This is a genomic window from Variovorax jilinensis (genome assembly GCF_030316885.1).
Lineage (GTDB): Bacteria > Pseudomonadota > Gammaproteobacteria > Burkholderiales > Burkholderiaceae_C > Variovorax > Variovorax jilinensis.
Genome location: NZ_JASZYQ010000002.1, coordinates 252,989 through 271,962 on the forward strand (window position 1 = coordinate 252,989; position 18,974 = coordinate 271,962).

The 18,974-nt window shown below is 68.6% G+C and carries 19 protein-coding genes and 2 tRNA genes; 7 read left to right on the plus strand and 14 right to left on the minus strand.

What is annotated here, in order from left to right:
- Positions 1 to 8: 8 nt before the first annotated feature.
- Together QTH87_RS08300 and QTH87_RS08305 are read right to left on the minus strand one after the other, a co-directional pair.
- Positions 9 to 890, minus strand: coding sequence for an ABC transporter permease (locus tag QTH87_RS08300; protein ID WP_286608446.1), 882 nt, complete (start codon positions 888 to 890; stop codon positions 9 to 11).
- 28 nt (positions 891 to 918) lie between these two features.
- Positions 919 to 1,869, minus strand: coding sequence for an ABC transporter permease (locus QTH87_RS08305; RefSeq protein WP_286608447.1), 951 nt, complete (start codon positions 1,867 to 1,869; stop codon positions 919 to 921).
- Positions 1,870 to 1,931: 62 nt separating this feature from the next.
- Between QTH87_RS08305 and QTH87_RS08310 the strand changes: the two genes are divergently transcribed.
- Complete coding sequence (locus QTH87_RS08310) at positions 1,932 to 2,237, plus strand: YfhL family 4Fe-4S dicluster ferredoxin (RefSeq protein ID WP_286608448.1); 306 nt, start codon at positions 1,932 to 1,934, stop codon at positions 2,235 to 2,237.
- Here QTH87_RS08310 and QTH87_RS08315 read toward each other — a convergent pair.
- The 8 genes from QTH87_RS08315 to QTH87_RS08350 all read right to left on the minus strand — a co-directional run bounded on the left by QTH87_RS08315 (position 2,234) and on the right by QTH87_RS08350 (position 8,556).
- Positions 2,234 to 2,683, minus strand: coding sequence for a hypothetical protein (locus QTH87_RS08315; RefSeq protein WP_286608449.1), 450 nt, complete (start codon positions 2,681 to 2,683; stop codon positions 2,234 to 2,236). The genes QTH87_RS08310 and QTH87_RS08315 overlap by 4 nt on opposite strands.
- A gap of 44 nt (positions 2,684 to 2,727) precedes the next feature.
- The gene (pth, locus tag QTH87_RS08320) at positions 2,728 to 3,360 is read right to left on the minus strand and encodes an aminoacyl-tRNA hydrolase (protein WP_286608450.1); all 633 of its coding nucleotides are present in this window, start codon (positions 3,358 to 3,360) and stop codon (positions 2,728 to 2,730) included.
- A 79-nt stretch (positions 3,361 to 3,439) separates the two neighbouring features.
- Positions 3,440 to 4,090 (minus strand): 50S ribosomal protein L25/general stress protein Ctc, encoded by a 651-nt coding sequence (locus QTH87_RS08325; RefSeq protein WP_286608451.1) that lies wholly within the window; start codon positions 4,088 to 4,090, stop codon positions 3,440 to 3,442.
- 99 nt (positions 4,091 to 4,189) lie between these two features.
- Complete coding sequence (locus QTH87_RS08330; protein WP_286608452.1) at positions 4,190 to 5,164, minus strand: ribose-phosphate pyrophosphokinase; 975 nt, start codon at positions 5,162 to 5,164, stop codon at positions 4,190 to 4,192.
- 65 nt (positions 5,165 to 5,229) lie between these two features.
- Positions 5,230 to 5,306: transfer RNA gene (locus QTH87_RS08335), tRNA-Gln, on the minus strand.
- A gap of 75 nt (positions 5,307 to 5,381) precedes the next feature.
- Positions 5,382 to 6,245 carry a 4-(cytidine 5'-diphospho)-2-C-methyl-D-erythritol kinase gene (gene ispE, locus QTH87_RS08340; protein WP_286608453.1) on the minus strand — a complete coding sequence of 288 codons (864 nt, stop codon included), beginning with the start codon at positions 6,243 to 6,245 and terminating at the stop codon, positions 5,382 to 5,384.
- Positions 6,242 to 6,736, minus strand: a complete 495-nt coding sequence (locus QTH87_RS08345) for a lipoprotein insertase outer membrane protein LolB (RefSeq protein WP_286608454.1) — start codon at positions 6,734 to 6,736, stop codon at positions 6,242 to 6,244. Before QTH87_RS08345 ends, ispE begins: the two co-directional genes overlap by 4 nt.
- Positions 6,733 to 8,556, minus strand: coding sequence for a tetratricopeptide repeat protein (locus tag QTH87_RS08350; protein ID WP_286608456.1), 1,824 nt, complete (start codon positions 8,554 to 8,556; stop codon positions 6,733 to 6,735). Before QTH87_RS08350 ends, QTH87_RS08345 begins: the two co-directional genes overlap by 4 nt.
- 85 nt (positions 8,557 to 8,641) lie before the next feature.
- Here QTH87_RS08350 and mutM point away from each other — a divergent pair, with 85 nt between their 5' ends.
- The 3 genes from mutM to mutY all read left to right on the plus strand — a co-directional run bounded on the left by mutM (position 8,642) and on the right by mutY (position 12,555).
- On the plus strand, positions 8,642 to 9,457 hold the full coding sequence (mutM, locus tag QTH87_RS08355; protein ID WP_286608457.1) for a bifunctional DNA-formamidopyrimidine glycosylase/DNA-(apurinic or apyrimidinic site) lyase: 816 nt from the start codon (positions 8,642 to 8,644) through the stop codon (positions 9,455 to 9,457).
- Between the two features lie 73 nt (positions 9,458 to 9,530).
- Positions 9,531 to 11,492, plus strand: a complete 1,962-nt coding sequence (locus QTH87_RS08360; RefSeq protein ID WP_286608460.1) for a dynamin family protein — start codon at positions 9,531 to 9,533, stop codon at positions 11,490 to 11,492.
- Complete coding sequence (gene mutY / locus QTH87_RS08365) at positions 11,455 to 12,555, plus strand: A/G-specific adenine glycosylase (protein ID WP_286608461.1); 1,101 nt, start codon at positions 11,455 to 11,457, stop codon at positions 12,553 to 12,555. Before QTH87_RS08360 ends, mutY begins: the two co-directional genes overlap by 38 nt.
- A gap of 22 nt (positions 12,556 to 12,577) precedes the next feature.
- Here the strand turns inward: mutY and rapZ are convergent, their stop codons facing one another.
- The 3 genes from rapZ to QTH87_RS08380 are packed head-to-tail and all read right to left on the minus strand — an operon-like array spanning position 12,578 to position 16,040.
- A complete protein-coding gene (gene rapZ, locus QTH87_RS08370) occupies positions 12,578 to 13,462 on the minus strand; it encodes an RNase adapter RapZ (RefSeq protein ID WP_286608462.1) in 885 nt (294 codons plus the stop codon).
- Positions 13,459 to 15,144: a DNA repair protein RecN gene (gene recN, locus QTH87_RS08375; protein WP_286608463.1), complete on the minus strand. Its 1,686-nt coding sequence runs from the start codon at positions 15,142 to 15,144 to the stop codon at positions 13,459 to 13,461. The genes rapZ and recN overlap by 4 nt, the downstream gene beginning before the upstream one ends.
- Positions 15,145 to 15,146: 2 nt before the next feature.
- Positions 15,147 to 16,040 (minus strand): NAD kinase, encoded by an 894-nt coding sequence (locus QTH87_RS08380; RefSeq protein WP_286608464.1) that lies wholly within the window; start codon positions 16,038 to 16,040, stop codon positions 15,147 to 15,149.
- 28 nt (positions 16,041 to 16,068) lie between these two features.
- Here QTH87_RS08380 and hrcA point away from each other — a divergent pair, with 28 nt between their 5' ends.
- Positions 16,069 to 17,076, plus strand: coding sequence for a heat-inducible transcriptional repressor HrcA (gene hrcA, locus QTH87_RS08385; RefSeq protein ID WP_286608465.1), 1,008 nt, complete (start codon positions 16,069 to 16,071; stop codon positions 17,074 to 17,076).
- A 39-nt stretch (positions 17,077 to 17,115) separates the two neighbouring features.
- A tRNA-Ile gene (locus tag QTH87_RS08390) sits at positions 17,116 to 17,192 on the plus strand.
- A gap of 46 nt (positions 17,193 to 17,238) precedes the next feature.
- Here QTH87_RS08390 and QTH87_RS08395 read toward each other — a convergent pair.
- Positions 17,239 to 18,159: an HAD family hydrolase gene (locus tag QTH87_RS08395; RefSeq protein WP_286608466.1), complete on the minus strand. Its 921-nt coding sequence runs from the start codon at positions 18,157 to 18,159 to the stop codon at positions 17,239 to 17,241.
- Between the two features lie 68 nt (positions 18,160 to 18,227).
- Here QTH87_RS08395 and QTH87_RS08400 point away from each other — a divergent pair, with 68 nt between their 5' ends.
- Positions 18,228 to 18,815, plus strand: coding sequence for a cold shock domain-containing protein (locus QTH87_RS08400; RefSeq protein ID WP_286608467.1), 588 nt, complete (start codon positions 18,228 to 18,230; stop codon positions 18,813 to 18,815).
- Positions 18,816 to 18,974: the final 159 nt, after the last annotated feature.

Sequence of the window (18,974 nt, forward strand, 5' to 3'; positions counted from 1 at the left end):
TGTCCGGGTCAGCGCGCGCGCGCGAGGCGCGGGTCGAGCAGGTCGCGCAGCCCGTCGCCCAGCAGGTTGAGGCCCAGCACCGCGAACGCGATCGCAAGGCCCGGGAACACCGCGAGCAGCGGCGCCTGGAACATCATGGTCTGGGCCTCGCTCAGCATGCGGCCCCACGATGGTTGTGGCGGCTGGGTGCCGAGCCCGAGGTAGGACAGCGCGGCCTCGGCCAGGATCGCCACCGCGAAGCGGATCGTGATCTGCACGATCAGCACCGCCGAGATGTTGGGCAGCACGTGCTGCATCGTGATCGCGAACGAGCCCTTGCCGCAGGCGCGCGCGGCCGCCACGTATTCGCGCGACCAGATGGCGTTGGCCGAGGCGCGCGTGATGCGGGCGAAGGTCGGGATGTTGTAGATGCCGATCGCGATGATCGCGTTGACGATGCCGGCACCGAACACCGCGGTCAGCATGATGGCCGAGAGGATCGCCGGGAAGGCCATCGTGAAGTCGGTCAGGCGCATGATGGTTTCCTCGACCCAGCCGCGGCGCGCGGCCGCGAGCAGGCCCAGCGCGGTGCCGACCGTGAGGCCGATGCCGACCGCGATCATGCCGACCAGGATCGAGGCGCGCGCGCCCACCAGAAGCAGCGATGCGACGTCCCGACCGTAGGTGTCGGTGCCGAGCCAGTGGTGCCAGCTCGGCTTCTGCAGCTTGCTCGCGAGGTCCATCTCGTAGGGCGACCAGGGCGTCCAGACCAGCGACACCGCGGCGGCCAGCACCAGCAGCAGGGTCAGCACCGCGCCGATCACGAAGCTGCGGTGGTGCAGCGCGCGGCGCCAGAAGCCCGGCACCTTGAATGCGGCGGCACTCGGCACCGTCTGTGGAACGGCGCTCACCGGAGCGCCTTCGGTGCGGCGGTGCGGCTCATATGTCGCTTGCCTTAATGCGCGGATCGATCACCGCATACAGCACGTCGACCACGAAGTTGACGATCACGACCATCGCCGCCAGCAGCATGACGCAGTTGCGCACCACGATCAGGTCGCGGTTGCTGATGGCCTGGAAGATCAGCCGGCCCAGGCCCGGCAGGTAGAACACGTTCTCGACCACGATGGTGCCGGCCAGCAGTTCGGAGAACTGCATGCCCATCACCGTGACCACCGGGATCATCGCGTTGCGCAGCACATGGCGCCAGAGCACCGCGCGCTGGGACACGCCCTTGGCGCGTGCGGTGCGCACGAAGTCCTCGCGCATCACCTCGAGCACCGCCGAGCGCGTGATGCGCGCGAGGATGGCGGCCTGCACCACCGCCAGCGACAGCGCCGGCAGCAGCAGCGCCTTGAGGCCCGGCAGGATGCCTTCGCCCCAGCCCTCGAAGCCGCCGGCCGAGAACCACTGCAATTGCACCGAGAACACCAGGATCAGCAGGATCGCGAACCAGAAGTTCGGGATCGCGATGCCCACCTGGGTGAGGCCCATGAGGCCGACGTCGCCGAGCTTGTTGTGGCGCGCCGCCGCGGTCACGCCCACGAGCAGCGCCAGCACGGTGGTGAAGAACATCGCGAGCAGTGCCAGCGGCACGGTCAGCGCGAGGCGTTCGAGGATCAGGTCGAGCACCGGAGAGCTGTAGGTGTAGCTGTCGCCGAGCTCGCCGCTCAGCAGGCCGCCGATCCAGTGCCAGTAGCGCGTCCAGGCCGGCTGGTCGAGGCCCAGCTTGACCGCAAGCGCCGCCACCGCCTCGGGTGCGGCGTCCGGACCCATGAGCATCTGCGCGGCATTGCCGGGCAGGATCTCGAGGACCAGGAAGACGATGACCGATGCGCCGATCAGGGTGGCGATCAAGGTCAGGAAACGCTTGAAAAGGAACAGACTCATGGGGCGGGGCAGCATAACCCGACACGCAACGTCCGTGCCCGACAGCGCCGATAATCGGAACCATGGCCTTGATGATCACCGACGAATGCATCAACTGCGACGTCTGCGAGCCCGAGTGCCCCAACGACGCGATCTACATGGGCGAAGCGATCTACGAGATCGATCCGCACAAGTGCACCGAATGCGTGGGCCACTTCGACGAGCCGCAGTGCGTGCAGATCTGCCCGGTCGCGTGCATCCCGACGCATCCCGGGCATGTGGAGACGCGCGAGACGCTGTGGCTGAAGTTCGAGCGGCTGACGGCCGGGCAGCCCGAGAAGGCCGAGCCAGCGGAAAGGGCCGCGCAGGCCGCGACCCCGTCGAACTAGCCTCTTCCTTCGGTGCGCTCGCCGCCTGCGAGCCTGCCCCTCTTGCGCCGCGACGCCGGCGTCTCGCCGGGATTGACGTACAGCGGATCCTTGCGTACGCCGGTCTTGCGAAGCATGGGTGCCGGTGCCGCGGCAGTGCGCGGCTTCGGCGCGTTATCGATCAGCACCGCGGGGCGCTGCGTCGCCTCGAGGCGCTGCCGGTCGCGCTCCATGCGCTGCGCCTCGGCGCGGGCCGCGCGCGTGGCCTGGTCGGCTTCGCGCTGCTGCGCGGGGCTGCGCGCGTCGTCGGCTTCCAGCGACTGGCCGGCCTGGCAGGGAACGTCGGTGTAGGTGTTGCCGCAGCGCCAGATCGAGGGACTGGCCTCGGCGGCGATGGCGCCCCATTGAAGGCAGGCGCCGGCCAGCCAGAGGCCGTGCGACGCGATGCGGGTCGGTGACAGGTTCATTTTTTTATCTCTCCCTTTCTCTCTCTCGCTCTCCTTGGTTTCCGCTAGCCCGCGGCGGGTTCACCCCCTTCGCCGGGCTCGCGCCGCGGTGGCTTGGGGCGAGGCGGCTTGCTCGTATGGATGAGCAATGTCGCCTTGTCCATCTCGCCGGCGACCAGGGCCGGAAAGGCGTGCAGCGTGCGCACGATGGCGTCGTCGATGGCTTCGCGTTGTTCCTTCTGCGGCTTCTTGAGCACCCAGCCCACCACCTCGGACTTGACGCCCGGATGGCCGATGCCGATCCGCAGGCGCCAGTAGTCGGCGCTGCCGAGCTGCGCATGGATGTCGCGCAGGCCGTTGTGGCCCGCATGGCTGCCGCCGCGCTTGAGCTTGGCCTGGCCCGGCACGACATCGAGTTCGTCGTGCGCGATGAGGATCTCGTGCGGCTCGATCTTGAAGAAGCGCGCGAGCGCGGCCACCGACTTGCCGGAAAGGTTCATGAAGGTCTGCGGCTCGAGCAGCCAGACCGGCTGGCCGCCGATCTGCGTGCGCGCCACCAGGCCGTGATAGCTGCGCTCGGGCGCGAGCGTGAGCTTGAGGTCGCGCGCGAGCGCATCGATCCACCAGAAGCCGGCGTTGTGCCGGGTGGATTCGTAGTCGGGGCCCGGGTTTCCGAGGCCTGCAAACAGCTTGATCATGAGCAGGGATTGTGAGGGCTGCACCAATGAAAACGGCCCGCACGAGGCGGGCCGTCTTCGGCGAAACGAGAAGCGGAAATTACTTCTTCTTCGCGGGGGCCTTGGCATCGGCCTTGGCCGGTGCGGCAGCGCCTTCAGCGGCTGCGCCTTCGGCAGGGGCTTCCTCGGCCACCAGCGGCGCCACGGCCGACACCAGCACCGGGTTGACCTTGCCGTGGCTCACGAACTTCACGCCGCGGGGCAGCTTGATGTCGTTGACGTGCACGGTGGCTTGCTTGGTCAGGCCCGACAGGTCGACCTCGATGAACTCGGGCAGGTCGGCCGGCAGGCAGCTGACTTCGAGTTCGGTCATCACGTGGTTCACGAGGTTGTGGTCGGTCTTGACGGCCGGCGACTCTTCCTCACCCTTGTAGTGCAGCGGCACCTTGACCGTCATGCGGGTGCGGGCATCGACGCGCTGGAAGTCGATGTGCTGCACGAGCTGGCGGAACGGGTGGTACTGAACGTCGCGCAGCAGCACCTTGGTGCTGGCGCCCGCGAGTTCCATCTCGAGGATCGACGAGTGGAAGGCTTCCTTCTTGAGGGCGTGCCACAGCGCGTTGTGATCGATCTCGATCAGTTGCGGCTTGCCTTCACCACCGTAGACGATGCCGGGCGTCTTGCCCGTGATGCGGAGACGGCGGCTCGCACCCGTGCCCTGCTTGGCGCGCTCAAAAGCGACGAATTTCATGTTTAGCTCCTGTGGAAGTCGACCGCGACCAGTGCGACTCCGATTTCAAAATGGGCTTCCCGCAGGAAGCCCGGCTCTTTGCCCGGAACCGGGAAGACCTCAGAAGAGGTTTTCCTGGTCCGAGAACAAACTCATCACCGACTCGCCCTTGGCGATGCGCTGGATCGTCTCGGCGATCAGCGGCGCCACGGACAGCTGGCGGATCTTGGTGCAGCCCAATGCCGCATCGCTCAGCGGGATCGTGTTGGTCACGACCACTTCGTCGAGCGCGCTGCCCTGGGCGATGCGCTCGATCGCGGGACCCGAGAAGATCGGGTGCGTGCAATAGGCGTAGACCTGCTTGGCGCCGCGCTCCTTGAGCACCTCGGCCGCCTTCACGAGCGTGCCGGCGGTGTCGATCATGTCGTCCATGATCACGCAGTTGCGGCCGTCGATCTCGCCGATGACGTGCATCACTTCGCTCACGTTGGCGCGCGGGCGGCGCTTGTCGATGATCGCCAGATCGCAGTTCAGCTGCTTGGCCAGCGCCCGGGCGCGGACCACGCCGCCGACGTCCGGCGAGACCACGATCAGGTCTTCGTAGTTCTTCTGCCGCAGATCGCCCAGAAGCACCGGCGAGGCATAGATGTTGTCGACCGGAATGTCGAAGAAACCCTGGATCTGGTCGGCGTGCAGGTCCATGGTGAGCACGCGGGCCACGCCCACGGTCTCGAGCAGGTTGGCGACCACTTTGGCCGAGATCGGCACCCGGCTCGAGCGCGGGCGGCGGTCCTGGCGCGCATAGCCGAAGTACGGGATCACGGCACTGATGCGCTCGGCCGAGGCGCGCTTGAGCGCGTCGACCATGATGAGCAGTTCCATCAGGTTCTCGTTGGTCGGCGCACAGGTCGACTGGACCACGAAGACGTCGCGGGCGCGCACGTTCTGGTTGATCTCGACCGTGACTTCGCCGTCGGAGAAGCGACCGACCCGTGCGGCACCCAGCGAGGTGCCCAGGTGGTGCGAGATCTCGGCGGCAAGGCCCGGATTGGCATTGCCGGTGAAAACCATGAAGTCAGGGTGTTGAGCCTGCATGTGTACGTCCCGGCAATGCGAAATGGCTCTTTCGAGAGAGCCGCCAAAATTCTCGTGAGTGAATTTGGCAGGGGAGAAAGGATTCGAACCTTTGCATGCTGGAATCAAAATCCAGTGCCTTAACCAGCTTGGCGACTCCCCTACACGGGTCGACGACCGAGGTCGCCAACCGATATATGTCGCATCGAACCGCCTGGGCGATCCGATCTATCCGTCTTCAGTCCGCCCAGCCCGCGAGGGGATGAACGGCTAGATTGCTGCATTTGCGAACCTGCCAGCCCTGGGGGGCCTCGGCGAGTTCCGCTTCCTGCGGCATTGCTGCAAACACCGAACTTCCCGAACCGGTCATCCGGGCTTCGAGTCCTTGGCGGCCGAGCCATTCGATGGCGTCGGTCACCGCGGGGCAAAGCCGCTGGGCAACTGGCTGCAGGTCGTTTCGACCAAAGCCGAACGCGTGTGTTTGGCCCCGATGCGATTCGCTGTGTGCAGCAAAGCCCGTGATTATAGCAGCCGTCGTGGCGCGTTGCAGATCTTCTGCTGCAAAAATCTCGCGCGTGTCGATTCCCTCGGCCGGTTTCACCACCGCGAAGCGGCCCGGCGGCAGCGAAATCGGCGTGATCTGCTCGCCGATCCCCTCGACCCAGGCGTTGTGCCCGCGAAGGAAGAAAGGGACATCCGCGCCCAGGGCGAGGCCGATGCGCTCCAGCGCCGGCAGCGGCAGCTGCAGCCCCCAGAGCCGGTTGAGCGCCAGCAGGCAGGTGGCGGCGTCGGAGGAGCCTCCGCCCATGCCGGCCTGCGCAGGCACCTGCTTGGCGATGCCGATGTGAGCGCCCAGCGAAGTGCCCGTGGCCGCCTGCAGGGCGCGTGCTGCGCGCAGGATCAGGTCGTCGGCCGGCAGTGCGGTGGTGAGGTCCTCGCGCGTGAGGAGTCCGTCGGCGCGCCGCTCGACATGCAGGGTGTCGCACCAGTCGATCAGCATGAACACCGACTGCAGCAGGTGGTAGCCGTCGGCGCGCCGGCCCGTGATGTGCAGGAAGAGGTTGAGCTTGGCCGGCGCCGGGAGATCGTAGAGGGCCTTCATGCGCGCTCGAAGACGATCCGCAGGTCGGCGCGCGGCGCCGGCGATTCGCGCGTGGCCTGCAGCCGGCCGGCATCGACCTGGCTCAGGTCGGGCCGCCAGCCGGGCACCGCCTCGTCGCGGCCTGCCAGCCAGGCGAAGAGGGCGCCGACCGGTATCGCGGCGCCGGTGGCGGCGACGATCAGCGCATCGACGGACTCGTAGCGCCGCGTCTCGCTGCCGTTGCGCAGCAGCGCTTCGCCGGGCGCCCAGTGCAGTTGTGCGAGCGTGCTGCCGATCGGGCTGGTGAGCACCAGTTCGCCGGCCTCGGGCGCGCCGCGCAGTTCGAACAGGGCTGCGAAGCTCTGGTTCTGGTCGCCCTCGACGCGCAGGGACAGCCGCCCGCTCCAGGCGCCGCCTTCGGCGCTGCGTGGCGTGCCTGCCGGCGTGGCGCAGCCCGCGAGCAGCGACAGCAGCCCGGCGCCGCCGAGCATCAGTGCGCCGCGGCGCTTCAAAGCTTCACGTGCAGGCGCTTGAGCGTTTCCTGCAGCGTCTCGTTGTCGGCATCCGCGAGCGATGCTTCCTTCCAGATGCTGACGGCGCGGTCGCGCTGGCCCGCGGCCCAGAGCACTTCGCCGAGATGGGCGCCGATCTCCGGATCGGGCCGGCGCTTGTAGGCGGCTTCGAGGATGCGGGTGGCCTCGGACAGGTTGCCGAGCCGGTATTCGACCCAGCCCAGGCTGTCGGCGATGAACGGGTCGTCGGGCGCCAGCTGCACCGCCTTCTGGATCAGCGTGCGGGCTTCCTCGAGCCGCACCTTGCGATCGGCCAGGGAGTAGCCAAGCGCGTTGTAGGCGTTCTGGTTGTCGGGCTTGAGCTCGATCACGCGACGCAGCAGGCGTTCCATCTCGTCGAGTCGATTGAGCTTCTCGGCCACCATGGCCTGGTCGTAGAGCAGGTCGGTGTCGTTCGGGGCGGCCACGCTGGCCTGGGCCAGCATGTCGAAGGCGGCCTGGTACTGCTTGGCGTCGCGCAGCAGCTGGACCTCGGTCAGGAACTTCTGCTTCTTCTCGTCGGCCGTGCGCTCGGGCAGGCTGCGTACCAGCTCGCGCGCCTGCGGCAGCTTGCCCTGGCGCGCCAGCAGCGCTGCCCGCCGCGCCTGGGCGCCGACCAGGTCGTCGGTGCTGTCGATGCGCCCGAGCCAGCTTTCGGCGCCGGCGAAATCCTTGCGCCGCTCGGCGAGTTGCGCCATCAGCAGATAGGCCTGGGTCAGGCCGCGCTCGCGGCCCTCGGGATCGCGCACCGTGGGGGCAAGGGCGATGAAGCGCTTGAGCGAGGCCTCGGCGGCGGCGTCCTGGCGTGCCTGGGTCTGCAGGCTGCCCAGGAGCAGCCAGGGTTCGGGCAGTTCGGGGCGCGCCGCGGTGAGCGTCGAGAGCTCGGCCTGGGCCTCGGCGTAGCGGCGGCCTTCGACCAGCACGCGCGCGTAGCCGACGCGGATCTCGGGCAGGGCCTTGGGGTCGGCGAGGTAGCGCTTGACGATCGGCTCGGCCAGCGGCTGGCTCGGGTCGATGAGCTCGAGCGCGAGCACCGCCGGGCCTTCGGCCGCGGGGTCGAGGCTCTGGCCCTTGATCGCGGCGTCGAGCGCACCCGAGGTGTCGCCGGCGGCCAGCCGCAGCCGGCCGATGGTGGACCAGGCGGCCGGGCCGGTGCCCGCATTGGTGAGCTCGTCGGCCAGAGCCTGCTCCACCACAGAAGCCGCGAGCTTCTTGTCGGTGGCGCGGCTGTAGTTGCGCGCGATCAGCGCCATCAGGAAGGGGCGCTCGATCTGCGGCGTGGCCGCGACCTCGGCGCGCAGCGGCGCCACCGTGTCGGCGATGCGATTGAGGGCGATCAGGATCTGCAGCTCGAAGCGGCGCGCATCGCGCGATTCGGGCATGGTCTCCTTCCAGGCGCGCGCGGCCTCGAGGGCCGAATCGCCCTGGCGCGCCTGCAGCGCGATCTCGATGGCGCGCTGGAACAGCTTGCCGTCCCGGGCGCGACGCGCGGCGTCGAGCACCAGGCCGTAGGCCGAACCGGGGTCGGTGCGGGCGTTGAGTTCGCCCAGCAGCACTTCGTAGAACAGCTCGGCCGTCATGGCCGAGACTTCGGGCGGGAGGTCCTTGGGAGCCGCCGCGGCGGCTGCGGCCGCTGCCGGCTGGCCGGCAGGCTCGACGATCGGGGCGGGGCTGGTGGGTGCGGCGGGAGCCGGCGTGGCTGGCTGGCCTTGCGCCGCGAGCGCGATCAGGGCCAGGCAAGCGGCCGCCGCAAGGCGGGATCGGCGGAGCGTGAGGGTCATCGAAGTCATAATAATCCAAGGCTTTTGCATCATGTCGCGTGGGGCTTCAGGGCCGGCGCCAATATTTCTCGCAAGGCCGCCTCCCATGCCCGAACTTCCCGAAGTCGAAGTCACTCGCCGCGGTTTCGCGGATCGCATCGCGGGCGCCCGCATCGAGGCCGTGCGCACCGGCAAGCCGCTGCGCTGGGCGCTGGCGGTCGATCCGGCGGCACTCGTCGGGCGCACCGTGCGCGGCGTGCGCCGGCGCGGCAAGTACCTGCTGGTGGATCTCGACGCGGGCCTGCTGCTGATGCACCTGGGCATGTCGGGCAGCCTGCGCTTCGACGCCTCGCTGCCTGCGCCCGGCGCCCACGATCACTTCGACCTCGTCACGAGCCGCGGCACGCTGCGGCTCAACGATCCGCGCCGCTTCGGTGCCGTGGTCTACGTCGAGGACGAGGCATCGCCGCTGGCGCGCAAGCTGCTGGGCGGACTCGGCATGGAGCCGCTCGGCGACGGCTTCGATTTCGAGGCCTTCCATGCCGGGCTTCGCCGGCGCCGGGCGCCGATCAAGCAGGTGCTGCTGGCAGGGGACGTGGTGGTCGGAGTCGGCAACATCTATGCGTCGGAGGCGCTGTTCCTGGCCGGCATCCGCCCGACGCTGTCAGCGGCCCGTATCAGCCGGCCGCGCGCGCTCAGGCTGCATGCCGCGGTGCGCGAGATCCTGGCGCGCGCGGTCGAGCGTGGCGGCAGCACGCTGCGGGATTTCTCCAACATCGACGGCCAGAGCGGCTATTTCCAGCTCGAGGCGACGGTCTATGGCCGCCGCAACGAGCCTTGCAGGGTCTGCGCGACCCCGATTCGCACCATACGGCAAGGACAGCGCGCAACGTATTTCTGCCCTTTGTGCCAAAAGCATTGAATCACTCGGACAAATGCATTACCCAAGCGCGTGCCGATGCTATATTTTGTAAGTCGCCCTTACAAATCCTGCTTTGACCGATTCCTTCAATCAGCAATTCGACAAGCATGGCGCTTGGCGGCGCAATTTCGCGCATCGCCTCAAGTGGCTGTCGCGGTGGCTGAATGAAAACGAATTGCTGAACCAGAGCGTGGCCGAACGGCTGCGCGAGCTCGAATCGCAGCTGCGCACGAGCAAGGTCATGGTGGCCTTCGTGGCCGAGTTCTCGCGCGGCAAGTCGGAGCTCATCAACGCGATCTTCTTTGCGTCCTACGGCCGCCGGATCATGCCGGCCAGCGCCGGTCGCACCACCATGTGCCCGACCGAGCTGGGCTACGACGCCACGCTGCCGCCGGGCCTGCGCCTGCTGCCGATCGAGACGCGGCTCGAACCCCATTCGCTGGCCCACTGGCGCGACGAGCCCGACCGCTGGACCGAGGTCGAGGTCGACGTCGAGAACGCCGAGCAGCTGTCGCAGGCCATGGGCAAGGTGGCCGAGGTGCGCTGGGTGCCGCTGGCCGAGGCCCGCGCGCTCGGTTTCTGGAGCGACGACGTCCCCGACGACAACCCGGTGCCCGATTCGGACGGCCGGGTCGAGATTCCGCGCTGGCGCCATGCGCTGCTCAACATGCCGCATCCGCTGCTCGAGCAGGGCCTGGTGATCCTCGACACGCCTGGCCTCAACGCCATCGGCGCCGAACCTGAACTCACTGTGAGCCTGATCCCGCAGGCGCACGCGGTGGTCTTCATCCTCGGCGCCGACACCGGCGTGACCCGATCCGACCTCGCGATCTGGCGCGAACACCTGGTGACCGAAGGCGATCTCAGCGAGACCCGCATCGTGGTGCTCAACAAGATCGACACCATGTGGGACATCCTGAGCACGCCGGCCCAGATCGATGCCCAGATCCAGCGCCAGCGCAAGGGTGCGGCCGAACTGCTCGGCGTGCCGCTGCCGCAGGTGTTGCCGGTCTCGGCCCAGAAGGGGCTGCAGGCCAAGATCCGCCGCGACCAGCCGCTGCTGCAGGCGAGCCGGCTGCCCGCGCTCGAGGCGGTGCTCGGCGAAGGCCTGCTCGGCAAGCGCGAGGTCATGCTGCGTCTGGCCGTGGACGCGGGCATCGTCGCCCTGCGGGCCGAGGCTGCGCGCATCCTCAACGTGCGCCAGCGCGATCTCTCGGAGCAGGCGCTGGAGCTGCAGGGCCTGCGCGGCAAGAACGGCTCGGTGATCCGCCACATGCGCCAGCGCATCGAGCAGGAGCAGTCCGAGTTCGAGGGCAGCAACACGCGCATCCTGGCGCTGCGTTCGGTGCAGGGCAAGCTGCTGCGCGAGGTCTACGCGGTGCTCGGCAGCACGGCACTGAAGGCCGACATGGCGCGACTGGCCTCGGCGCTCAAGCGGCGCGGCCTGAAGTTCAACGTGCGCAAGGTGTATGCCGAGACCTTCGATTCGCTGCGCAACAACCTGAGCGAAGTGCAGGCCACGAGCGCCGAGATCCAGTCGATGCTCAACGCCACCTTCCGCCAGCTCAATGCCGAACACGGCTTCACGCTGCAGGCGCCGCCCGAGCCGGACCTGTCGAGCTTCGAGCACCAGCTGGGCCAGATCGAGCGCAGCCACCTCCACTATCTGGGCGTGGGCAACCTGCTGAAGCTGTCGCAGCCCGATTTCTGCGACAAGCTGGTGCGCGCCCTGGCGAGCCGGCTGCGCGTGGTCAACGAGGCCGCCATGACCGAGGTCGAGCGCTGGAGCAAGGGCGCGGGCGCACAGCTCGATGCGCAGCTCAAGGAGCGCCGGCGCAACTTCACCAAGCGCATCGAGGCCGTCGAGCGCATCCAGGGCGCGGCCGGCAACCTCGACGAGCGCCTGGCCGAGCTCTCGGCGCAGGAAAGCCATCTGGGCGATCTGCACAAGCGTCTGGCGGAGCTGACCTCGCTGCTCGCGAGCAACGAGGCGCCGAATGCCCCGTCGGCGCGCACCGAACTCAGTGCCGCCTGAAGTCCTCGAGCGCGCCGCGCCGGGTCCCGCGCCGAGCGAATTCGCGACACGCATCGTCGACTGGCAGCGCAGCCACGGGCGCAGCGAACTGCCGTGGCAGAACACCCGTGACCCTTACCGCGTCTGGCTGTCCGAGGTGATGCTGCAGCAGACCCAGGTCAGCACCGTGCTGGGCTACTTCGCGCGCTTCCTGGCGCGCTTTCCCACCGTGGCAGCGCTCGCGGCGGGCAGCGAGGACGAGGTCTTCGGCCTGTGGAGCGGCCTCGGCTACTACAGCCGCGCACGCAACATGCACCGCTGCGCGCAGGAGGTGGTGGCGCGCTTCGGCGGCGGGTTTCCGCGCAGCGCGGCCGAGCTGCAGAGCCTGCCGGGCATCGGCCGCTCGACCGCCGCCGCAATCGCGGCCTTCTGCTTCGGCGAGCGCGTGGCCATCCTCGACGGCAACGTGAAGCGCGTGCTGACGCGGCTCTTGGCCTTCGACGGCGACATGTCCTCGGCGGCCCAGGAGCGGCTGCTTTGGAATCGCGCGACCGGGCTGCTGCCGCCGGCCGACGATCCCGAGGCCATATCCCGCTACACGCAGGGCGTGATGGACCTGGGCGCCACCGTCTGCGTGCCGCGCAAGCCCAGCTGCATGATCTGCCCGGTGAGCGATCTGTGCCTCGCGCGGCGGCTCGGCGCCCCCGAGCGATTTCCGGTCAAGACCCGCAAGCTGCGGCGCTCGTCCGCATCCCTTTGGCTGCTGCTGGCGCGCGACGCCGAAGACCGCGTGTGGCTGCAGAAGCGGCCCGCACGCGGCATCTGGGCCGGGCTTCATTGCCTGCCGGTCTACGACAGCCGCGAAGCCCTGGTGGGGGCATTGCCCGAAGGCGCGGGCGATGCGCTGACCGACGCTCCGGCCTTCCTGCATGTGCTCACGCACAAGGACCTGCACCTGCATCCGGTGCTGCTGTCTCGCGCAGGCACTGCGCCGATGGGTGCGGTCGAGGGCGCCTGGTTCGAAGCCGATGCCTGGCGCGTGCTGGGCCTGCCGGCGCCGGTGCGCAAGCTGCTCGGCAGTTGAGCTTCGGTCGCTGCCGCCAGGGCTAGACCAGCGTGCCGTCGAGCTCGCGGTGCCGCTTGAGCGCGGCCCAGCGGTCGCCGAAGCCGCGCGCGAGCTGCTCAACCAGGAACACCGAGCGATGCTGGCCGCCGGTGCAGCCGATGGCCACCGTCACGTAGCTTCGATGGTCGCGTGCCAGCGCATCGAGCCAGCGGGACAGGAACTGCTCGATGTCGCCGTACATGCGTGCCACGTCGTCGTGCTCGCGCAGCCAGTCCGCCACCGGCTGGTCGCGTCCGGTCAGCGGGCGCAGGCCGGCTACGTAGTGCGGATTGGGCAGCATGCGGACGTCGAACACGAAGTCGGCATCGAGCGGCACGCCGCGCTTGAAGGCGAAGGATTCGAAGACCAGCGTGAGTGCGCTGTCGGGCGCCGAGATCAGTGCCTTGACGTAGCTCTGCAGCTGCGGCGGCCGGATGATGCTGGTGTCGATCACGTCGGCGCCGTCGCGCAGGTCGGCCAGCAGCTCGCGTTCGAGCTCGATCGCCTGCACCAGCACGCGCTGCTGCTCGGGCGCATCGCCGCTGCGCGGCTCCTGGCGCGACAGCGGATGGCGGCGCCGGGTCTCCGAATAGCGCCGGACCAGTGCATCGGTGGTGGCGTCGAGGAACAGCGAGCGCAGCGCGATGCCCTGCTTGCGCAGCGAATCGAGCTGCTGCGGCACCAGCGGCAGCGAGACGCCGCTTCGCACGTCCATCGCGATCGCGACCTTGGAGGCCTGCTGCTGCTGTTGCAGCACGACGAAGGGCGCAAGCAGCTCGGGCGGCAGGTTGTCGACGCAGTAGTAGCCGGCGTCCTCCAGTGCATGCAGGGCGACGGACTTGCCGGAGCCCGACATGCCGGTGATGAGGACCAGGTCGAGGCTCATGGCGTGGTGGCCGGTGAGGGATGACCCAGCATCTCGCGCGCATGCGCGAGCGAGGTCCCGGTGACGCGCTCGCCGCCCAGCATGCGGGCGATTTCCTGGGCGCGCCCCTCGCGGTCGAGCGTGGCGACGCCGCTCTCCGTGCGAGCGGCCTGCGTGCCCTTCGAGGGTGTCTGGCGCTTCTCGACGCGCAGGTGATGGTCGGCGCTGGCGGCGACCTGCGGCAGATGGGTCACGGCCAGCACCTGGCGATCGCGGCCGAGCTGCTTCATGAGGCGGCCGACGGTCTCGGCGACGGCGCCGCCCACGCCCGCGTCGACCTCGTCGAAGATCAGCGTCTGCGCCGCACCGAGTTCGCTGGTGGTCACCGCGATCGCCAGCGCGATGCGCGACAGCTCGCCGCCCGAGGCCACCTTGCCGATCGAGCGCGGCGTGCTGCCCGCATGGCCCGCGACCAGGAAGCCGATCTCCTCGAGGCCGGCGCGGCCGGGCTGCGCCAGGGGCTGCAGCGAGACCTCGAAGCGCCCCCCCTTCATGCCGAGTTCCTGCATGGCCTGCGTGACCGACTGCGAGAGCCTGGGCGCCGCCTGCTTGCGTGCCTTGGCGAGCGCCTTGGCTTCCTTCATGTAGGCCTGCTGGGCCGCCTGCTCGGCGCGTTCCAGCGCCTCGAGGTCGCTTTGCGCGTCGAGGGCGGCCAGCTCGGCCTGCCAGCCGGACAGCAATGCCGGCAGTTCGGACGGCGGGCGCCGGTAGCGGCGCGCGAGCGACATCCAGAGGCCCATGCGCTCGTCCAGTTCGGCCAGTTTCTCGGGGTCGGTGTCGGCCTCGCGCAGGTAGCCGTGCAGCGAATGGGCGGCGTCGGACGCCTGTGCGACGCTCGAGGCCAGGACTTCGCCGAGCGCCTTGAACTCGGGCTCGATGTGCTCGCAATTCTGCAGCAGCGCGACCGCGCGGCTCAGTGCGGCGAGGGCGCCGTTGTCGTCGTCCTCGAGCGCGTTGCTGGCGCCCTGGGCGGCGTCGATCAGGGCCTGGGCATTGGAAATGCGGCTGTGGCTGGCCGAGAGCTCGGCCCATTCGTCCTCGCCGGGTCCAAGCTTGGCGACCTCGGCCAGCTGCCATTGCAGGCGCTCGCGCTCGCGCTGCAGCGAATCCTGGGCCGAACGCGCGGTGTCGAGCGCGGCGATGGCCTGGCGCCAGGCCCCCCAGCTGGTGTCGAGCGTGCCGCTCGCGATGCCGGCATAGGCATCGAGCAGGCCGCGCACCGCATCGGGCCGGGTCAGGCTCTGCCACGCATGCTGGCCGTGGATGTCGAGCAGCCGATCGCCGAGCTCGCGCAACTGGGTGGCGGTGGCCGGGCTGCCGTTGATCCAGCCGCGGCTGCGGCCCTGCAGGTCGACCGTGCGGCGCAGCAGCAGGGCATCGCCGCCGGCCTCGAAGCCGCCGTCGTCGAGCCAGCCGGCCAGCGCCGGGTCGGCATCGAATTCGGCGCTCACGTCGAGCCGTTCGGCCCCTTCGCGCACCGCACCGGCATCGGCCCGATTGCCGAGCGCCAGCTGCAGGGCGTCGATCAGGATCGACTTGCCAGCGCCGGTTTCGCCGGTGAGCACCGTGAAGCCGGCGGACAGATCGATTTCCAGCGAGCGCACGATCACGAAATCGCGCAGCGCTATGCGCCTCAGGGCCATGTTCAGGAGCCTCCTTCGTTCCAGTGCAGCTTCTTGCGCAGGGTGTCGAAGTAGCTCCAGCCCCGCGGGTGCAGGAAGCGCACGCGGTAGTCCGAGCGCCGCACCATCACGCGGTCGCCGATCGCCAGCGAGGCCAGCGACTGCATGTCGAAATTGGCGCTGGCATCGCGGCCGCCGACCAGCTCGATCGTGACCTCGTCGGCATCGGGCAGCAGCAACGGCCGGTTCGACAGCGTGTGCGGCGCGATCGGCACCAGCACCCAGCCACGCACCGCCGGATGAAGCAGCGGGCCGCCGGCCGACAGCGCGTAGGCGGTCGAGCCGGTGGGCGTGGCGAGGATCATGCCGTCGGCGCGCTGGTTGGCCACGAAGTGGCGCCCGACCGTGACCCGCAGCTCGACCATGCCCGAGGTGGCACCGCGATTGACCACGACGTCGTTCATGGCGAGCGTGTCGAACACCGAAACGCCGTCGCGCATCACCGTGGCCTGCATCAGCGTTCGCAGGTCTTCCTCGTATTCGCCGGCCAGCATCGGCACCAGCGTCGCCTGGTAGTTGTCGAGCGCGATGTCGGTCACGAAGCCGAGCCGGCCGCGGTTGATGCCGATCAGCGGCAGGTCGTGCGGCGCCAGCTGGCGGCCGATGCCGAGCATCGTGCCGTCGCCGCCGACCACCAGGCCGAGGTCGCACCGCTGGCCGATCTCCTCGACCGTGAGCGCCGGGTAGGGGCCCTGTTCGACCTCGGTCTGCGACTTCTCGACGTAGACCCGGCAGCCCTGCGATTCGAGGAAGTTGCCGATGCCTTCCATGACGTTGTCCTGCGCCCCGCACTGCGCCCGGGCGCCGGAGGCCTGGTATTTACCGATCAGTGCGACGTGCCGAAAGCGAGAGCTCATTCACAAATTACAACATTAAAATCACTCGATGCTGGACGACCGTGCCAAGTTGCTGCTGAAGACTCTCGTCGAGCGCTACATCGCCGACGGCCAGCCCGTGGGCTCGCGCACCTTGTCGCGCGCGCCGGGGCTCGATCTGTCGCCGGCAACCATCCGCAACGTCATGTCCGATCTCGAGGTCCTGGGGCTCATTGCCAGCCCCCACACCTCGGCCGGTCGCATTCCCACCGCGCGCGGCTACCGGCTCTTCGTCGACACCATGCTGACCGCGGAGCGCGAGCAGTTCGCCTCCGCGCCCAGCCTGGCGCCCGACCAGCCGCAGAAGGTGATCGCCAATGCGGCCAACCTGCTGTCGAACCTGTCGCAGTTCGTCGGTGTGGTGATGGCGCCGCGGCGCACCTCGGTGTTCCGGCAGATCGAGTTCCTGCGCCTGTCCGACCGCCGGCTGCTGGTGATCATCGTCGCGCCGGACGGCGACGTGCAGAACCGCGTGATCTTTCCCGAGGCCGACTACACGCAGTCGCAGCTGGTCGAGGCCGCGAACTACATCAACGCCCATTTCGCGGGCCTCAGCATCGAGCAGGTGCGCGACCGGCTGCAGTCCGAGGTCGAGCAGCTGCGCGGCGAGATCGCGGCGCTGATGCAGGCCGCGGTGCAGGTCAGCTCCGAGGTCATGACCGAGGCCCAGGACGAGGTCGTGATCGCGGGCGAGCGCAACCTGCTCGCCGTGACCGACTTCTCGAGCGACATGAGCCACCTGCGGCGCGCCTTCGAGCTGTTCGAGCAGAAGACCCAGATCATGCGTCTGCTGGATGTCTCGAGCCAGGCCGAGGGCGTGCGCATCTTCATCGGTGGCGAGAGCCAGGTGGTGCCTTTCGACGACCTGTCGATCGTGAGCGCGAACTACGAGGTCGACGGCCGGGTGGTCGGCACGCTGGGCGTCATCGGCCCCACGCGCATGCCCTACGAACGCATGATCCAGATCGTCGACATCACGTCGAGGCTGGTGACCAACGCGCTGAGCCATCGCAAGTAGCGGGGAGGGCGAGGCGCTCCCCTAGAATCCCGGGCGAGTGGGCCGTTAGCTCAGTTGGTCAGAGCAGCGGACTCATAATCCGTTGGTCCCTGGTTCAAGCCCAGGACGGCCTACCACTCTCACCGCCTGCACGCTCGATCCGGGCGGTCGTCTTCCCTGCCATCACGGCACGAACACGCTCTTCCAATCCCGCTTCATGCTGACCACGTCGATGCCGTAATCGGCCGCATGGTCGAGCGCATCGACCAGCGGGCTCAGCCTGAACTCGCGGTCGTAGGCGAACTCGCGCTCGGCGTCGTCATGGTGCAGCAGCAGCGCCAGGCTCGCGCCCTTGCCCGACTTGGCGTAGCGCAGCATCGCCAGGTCGCCGTCGGAGTTGCCGAAGGCGAGGATGGGCCGTCGCCCGATGTGCAGCGCGATGTTCTGCGTCTTGACCTCGCGGTCGTCGAAGCTGCCGAGTTCCGACAGCTTGAGCATCTCGACGCGGCCGTCGCGGACCTCGAAGCGGGTCTTGAGGCTGCTGCCGATCACCTGCTCGTTCGGAATGCCATAGACCTCCTCGGCGAAGGCGCGCATGAGGTCGATGCCGCCGCCGCTCACGATGAAGGTCTTGAAGCCATGGGCGCGCAGGTACGCCAATAGCTCGATCTGCGGCTGGTAGGCGCAGCGCGTGAAGGGCCGCCCGAGCTTCGGATGCACGGCGGTGGCGAGCCATTCGCGCGCGATGGCGTCGAACTCGTCGACGGTCATGCCGGCGTGGGTTGCGAAGGCGGCCTCGAAGGCACCCTGCTTACCCAGGCTCGCGATGGTCTTCAGGTCGTGCTCGAGGAAGGCCTTGAAGGGCTGGCGCTCCTTCATGCCCGGATCCTTCTCGGCCAATGCCTTCAGGCGCGCATCGGCGAAGAAGAACTGGGCCTGCAGGGGCTGTTCGCACCACAGCGTGCCGTCGTTGTCGAAGGTCGCGATGCGTTCGGCAGGACGCACGAAATCGGCACCGCCTTCGCGCGTGACGCGGGCGACGAAGTCGATGATGGCGTCCCGGGCGGGTCCGCTGTTCCACGAAGGGAGAAGGTCGCTGGCCATGGGCGAGATTCCTGTTCGGATGGGTGTCCGCAAGCTTAACCCCGGGCACACTCGACCTTGGGACAATCATGGCCAAGGCCGCCTCGAACATGGCACTCACCGGAAAGCTCAGCAGCTGGAACGACGACCGGGGCTTCGGCTTCATTGCGCCGCGGGACGGCGGTCGCGAACTGTTCGTTCACATCAGTGCCTTTCCGAGGGACGGCTCCCGCCCCACGGTGGGCGAGACGGTCAGCTTCGAATTGGGCCGCGGCAAGGACGGCAAGCCCCAGGCGGTCAAGGTCTTGCGGCAGGCTCTCGGGGACCCGTCCACCTATCCACGTGCCGCTTCGCAGCCCGCGCGTCCAGGGCGCTCGCCGGTCAATGCACTCGTGGGCTTCGTGCTCGTGGTCGCCATCGCGGCCTTCGGTTATTTCCAGTACCAGCGCCATGCACGGCAGCAAGACGCGTCGGCTCTCCTTGCGCCACAGGCGGTCGACCCACCCCAACCCGCGGCCAGCGTCTACCGATGCGACGGCCGGACCCATTGCTCGCAGATGAGCTCGTGCGCCGAGGCCAGGTTCTTCCTCAGGAACTGCCCGGGCGTCGAGATGGATGGCGATGGCGACGGCGTGCCCTGCGAGCAGCAGTGGTGCACCAGCCCTTTTGCCAAGTAGCCGCCAACCATTTCGAAGGCGATCCTCCCGATCAGGTAGATGCCGGTCTTGACGCCGCGCCCCGCACTCGTCACGATCCGCGAGGGCGCGAAGAAGCAAGAGCAAAAGCCTAAGCGATCGGAGGGGCGATTGGTCCAAGGTGCGGGATCCAGGGCGCGC

What these genes read in the sequence shown, in the direction of transcription:
- QTH87_RS08305 (WP_286608447.1), bottom strand. Translation starts at nt 1,869, where the DNA reads ATGAGTCTGTTCCTTTTCAAGCGTTTCCTGACCTTGATCGCCACCCTG.
- QTH87_RS08310 (WP_286608448.1), top strand. Translation starts at nt 1,932, where the DNA reads ATGGCCTTGATGATCACCGACGAATGCATCAACTGCGACGTCTGCGAG.
- QTH87_RS08315 (WP_286608449.1), bottom strand. Translation starts at nt 2,683, where the DNA reads ATGAACCTGTCACCGACCCGCATCGCGTCGCACGGCCTCTGGCTGGCC.
- pth (WP_286608450.1), bottom strand. Translation starts at nt 3,360, where the DNA reads ATGATCAAGCTGTTTGCAGGCCTCGGAAACCCGGGCCCCGACTACGAA.
- QTH87_RS08325 (WP_286608451.1), bottom strand. Translation starts at nt 4,090, where the DNA reads ATGAAATTCGTCGCTTTTGAGCGCGCCAAGCAGGGCACGGGTGCGAGC.
- QTH87_RS08330 (WP_286608452.1), bottom strand. Translation starts at nt 5,164, where the DNA reads ATGCAGGCTCAACACCCTGACTTCATGGTTTTCACCGGCAATGCCAAT.
- ispE (WP_286608453.1), bottom strand. Translation starts at nt 6,245, where the DNA reads ATGAAGGCCCTCTACGATCTCCCGGCGCCGGCCAAGCTCAACCTCTTC.
- QTH87_RS08350 (WP_286608456.1), bottom strand. Translation starts at nt 8,556, where the DNA reads ATGACCCTCACGCTCCGCCGATCCCGCCTTGCGGCGGCCGCTTGCCTG.
- mutM (WP_286608457.1), top strand. Translation starts at nt 8,642, where the DNA reads ATGCCCGAACTTCCCGAAGTCGAAGTCACTCGCCGCGGTTTCGCGGAT.
- mutY (WP_286608461.1), top strand. Translation starts at nt 11,455, where the DNA reads ATGCCCCGTCGGCGCGCACCGAACTCAGTGCCGCCTGAAGTCCTCGAG.
- rapZ (WP_286608462.1), bottom strand. Translation starts at nt 13,462, where the DNA reads ATGAGCCTCGACCTGGTCCTCATCACCGGCATGTCGGGCTCCGGCAAG.
- recN (WP_286608463.1), bottom strand. Translation starts at nt 15,144, where the DNA reads ATGGCCCTGAGGCGCATAGCGCTGCGCGATTTCGTGATCGTGCGCTCG.
- QTH87_RS08380 (WP_286608464.1), bottom strand. Translation starts at nt 16,040, where the DNA reads ATGAGCTCTCGCTTTCGGCACGTCGCACTGATCGGTAAATACCAGGCC.
- hrcA (WP_286608465.1), top strand. Translation starts at nt 16,069, where the DNA reads ATGCTGGACGACCGTGCCAAGTTGCTGCTGAAGACTCTCGTCGAGCGC.
- QTH87_RS08395 (WP_286608466.1), bottom strand. Translation starts at nt 18,159, where the DNA reads ATGGCCAGCGACCTTCTCCCTTCGTGGAACAGCGGACCCGCCCGGGAC.
- QTH87_RS08400 (WP_286608467.1), top strand. Translation starts at nt 18,228, where the DNA reads ATGGCCAAGGCCGCCTCGAACATGGCACTCACCGGAAAGCTCAGCAGC.